3 protein-coding genes are annotated in these 3905 nt (G+C 35.7%); all 3 read left to right on the top strand.

Annotation, left to right across the window (positions count from 1 at the left end):
- Positions 1–488: 488 nt before the first annotated feature.
- Entirely contained in the window at positions 489–2309 is a 1821-nt protein-coding gene (gene glmS / locus K6G87_RS14210; RefSeq protein WP_296838650.1) for a glutamine--fructose-6-phosphate transaminase (isomerizing), read from the top strand.
- A 472-nt stretch (positions 2310–2781) separates the two neighbouring features.
- Positions 2782–3096: a DUF5104 domain-containing protein gene (locus tag K6G87_RS14215; protein ID WP_296838653.1), complete on the top strand. Its 315-nt coding sequence runs from the start codon at positions 2782–2784 to the stop codon at positions 3094–3096.
- 147 nt (positions 3097–3243) lie between these two features.
- On the top strand, positions 3244–3720 hold the full coding sequence (locus tag K6G87_RS14220; RefSeq protein ID WP_296838656.1) for a hypothetical protein: 477 nt from the start codon (positions 3244–3246) through the stop codon (positions 3718–3720).
- Positions 3721–3905 lie beyond the last annotated feature (185 nt).

Raw genomic sequence — 3905 nt, forward strand, 5'->3', positions numbered from 1 at the left:
TATACATTTTTGAATCAAAGATTCAAAAATGCAGTAAATAGGCCAATTGAGAATGCCTTCGGCATTGGGCCTATTTACCAACCGATTCATTGAATCACGAAACACGCAGTAAATGCGCGTTTCTGTAATTTACATTCAAGAAACTATACTTTAGCATTTTATGGCATCCACTAATTACAAGCCTATATCTGACGGAATATAGGGTAAGGAGTGGGTGCCTTTCTTGTTTTTAGGTATAAAATGTGTTAAGATGACTTAGTTTAAGTGTTAGGAGGACTTAGATTTCGAAAAGTTTAGAAACTTTAGCGCCATGTACCGCAGAGTGCGGTTAACGAGGATTCGGGTTTATCGAATTATTCGGCGGATGCCCGGACGTATTCATGAATGCGTAAGGCAGTTATAAATACCGGAATGATCCGGCAACAAATTGACTGCTGTCATGAACAATTGATCTACTTTGAACATTGACATGAAAGGAATATATATATATGTGTGGAATTATTGGATTTGCAGGACATAAGCCTGCTCAGGATATTCTTCTTGATGGACTTCAGAGACTTGAGTATAGAGGCTACGATAGTGCCGGAATAGCTTTCTTTAAGGATAATGGCAATCATGTATCCATAAGAAAGACAGCAGGTAAGGTCAATGACCTTAGAGCTATCTGTGATGATGAGAACTCATCTGTTACAGGTATCGGTCATACAAGATGGGCAACTCATGGTGGTGTTACCAATGCTAATGCTCATCCTCATAAGTACGGTGATGTTACTCTTCTTCATAACGGTATAATAGAGAACTATCATGAACTTATTGAGAAGTATGGTCTTAAGGGAAAGCTTAAATCCGATACAGATACAGAGGTTGCAGCTGCTGTTATCAGTAAGAATTATTCCGGAGATCCTAAGGCTGCCATAAGAGCTGCTGTTAAAGAGCTCAAGGGATCTTTTGCCTTCTGTATTTTATTTAAAGGACATCCGGGTGAAGTATATGCAGTACGTAATGTAAGCCCACTTGTTGCTGCTCATACTGATGGTGAGGGTTCTTTTATTGCTTCTGACCTTACAGCATTTATTGAATTTAGTAATAAATATTTTGTTGTTCCTGAATATCATATTCTTACATTAAAAGACGAGGGTATCACATTAGAGGATCTGGAAGGAAATGTAGTAGAGCCTGAGTACCTTACAGTTGACTGGGATGTATCAACAGCTCAGAAAGATGGCTATCCTCATTACATGATCAAAGAGATACATGAGCAGCCAAGAGCTCTTGCTGATACTATTAATCCTCGTGTTAAGGATCTTCTTCCAAATTTTGAAGATGACAATATTCCGGATTCACTTTTTGAAGGTGTGCACGATATTACAGTTATTGCCTGCGGAACAGCTATGTATGCCGGCAATGTAGGACGTACACTTATTCAGAATAAGTTCGGAATCCCTGTTACTGTAGCTATTGCTTCAGAGTTCAGATATGAAAGACCTACTATTGATGATAAGACACTTGTAATCGTTGTATCACAGTCAGGTGAGACAATTGATACACTTGAAGCACTCCGTCTTGCAAAGAAATATACTGAAAGAACACTTGCAATTGTTAATGTTAAGGGTTCAACAATTGCCCGTGAAAGCGGATATGCACTTTATACACATGCAGGTCCCGAAATTGCAGTTGCATCAACTAAGGCATACTCAGTTCAGGTAGCAGCCATGTATCTTGTAGGATGTAAGCTTGGCCTTGTAACAGGCAGAGCTTCTGAGTCTGAGATAAGAGAATTTATTTCAGGTCTTAAGAATGTTCCTTCTATGATCGAAGAAGTTCTTAAGCTTGAAGATAAGGTGTCAGCTCAGGCAAGCCGCATGGTTAATGCTGAAGATGCTTTCTTTATTGGAAGAGGTCTTGACTATACTCTTTCAATGGAAGGTGCTCTTAAACTTAAAGAGATCAGCTATATACATGCAGAGGCTTATGCTGCAGGTGAACTTAAGCATGGAACAATATCTCTTATAACAGAGGGTACTCCTGTAATAGCTATTGCTACTCAGCAGTCAGTTTACAGTAAGGTTGTATCCAACATAAGAGAGGTTAAAGCAAGAGGTGCTTATGTAATCCTTATAAGTAAGGATAAAGAGATTACAGATGGAACAGTTTGTGATGTTCATATCAGTATACCTGATGTAAGAGATGAACTGTCAGTATTTGAATCTGTTGTAGTACTTCAGATCCTTGCATATTACACATCAGTAGGTAAGGGCAATGATCCTGATCAGCCTAGAAACCTTGCAAAATCTGTAACAGTTGAATAAGTTAAAAAAGTTAATCATGGAAGCCGCTATTTTAGCGGCTTCTTTTGCAATTAATAGTATATTATGATGTGACTTTTGGCACCTACATCATAAAATAAAAATTTTTCAATACATCTTGTATTCTTGCCATATTATCATTATTATGTGTTTTGGGGCTGTAAGAAAAATGGGGAGCTTCTTACAGATAACACATATAAATCAAATAAATCATAGTTTTGTAATTAGTTGTGGGAGATGAAAAAGTTTCATAGATTGTATTATCTATCTAATTCAGATTTACTGCATTCGCAGTAGTATTCTCACATGTATTTATTCTGGGTAAGGAATACATCATCCTAGGATGCACCGGATTCCTCATCGGTAATACAGAAGACGGTGAATATGTCATCACTACCAATAGTGTTGTAGCGCCAACAAAGCCTACATGAGATGATGCATTTGCAACTATTGGAGTAGATGAAGAAGAGGACGAATGGGACAAGATGGATCTATTATTTCATATGAAGAAGGGAATGGATCAGGAAGTTCTATGGAATCATCTGATTCAACCTATAAAATTAAATTTCTTTATACGTGTTATTATATCAGCACTGCTAACGAGGATTATTTTATTGACATTAAGACCTATACCGATGATACTCAAAATGCTGATTTGATAGGTGTTAAATACCTAATAATAGTTAAAGCGGATGATATGATGAAAATATACGATGGTGATGAAAAAATCCTATTCGATGGTACAGATGAAATTGACAGATATGGAGTATTCATTCCGGATATTTATTAAAAAATCGGATGCCATTATAAAAACTAAAAAAGTTTTTGATGAAAAAGTAATAATTGCTTGGTGAAAATGTGATTTATACGATGACATTTTGGAAAAGTCTTTACATATATTTTATATTTTTAAAGCACCAGTTATTTAGGAGCATAAATGATTATATTTTATTTATTGATTATTATATTTATCATTAGACATATTGTTATTGAAGTAAATAATCAAAAGCTTAGAAATCCTAAGAATGAGAATGAGGATATAAAAACGATTGATGGAATTACATATTTAATTAAGGATAATAGTTCCTATGTCATGTACAAACTAGATTCAGCTTTTACTAGTAAGTATTTAAAATCTTGGACTTTTACTAAAAAATCCAATACTGAAGGGGAATTAGTTTTTGGCGCTCTTAATATTGCTACTAATGGTAGTGGTAACAAAGATTATGGGCATACTTACAATGTTAAAATTGAATCATTTGGTGATAATACTCTTTTACATATGACATATATAGGAAAAACCGGAATAGGTAATATGGGGCCATCTAAACTACTTACGCAGGCATATCATTTTTTTATGTTAGAGCAATTTGATGTGATTGAGATAAGAGAAAACAGCAATGAACATGATTAGAGTAATTGCAATTGGTATTTTTTGTGACTTAAGTAACCGACGCTCTTGGCCAGGAAGAAACATATGAATACGACCAGTATGGCCGCCTTATCACAAAGACAGACAGAGACAGCTTCGATACAACCTATGAATACAATGACCTTGATCCCATCATGGTTTCTTGGGCAGGCGATTTTAATGTATTA

This window comes from Butyrivibrio sp., assembly GCF_024699075.1.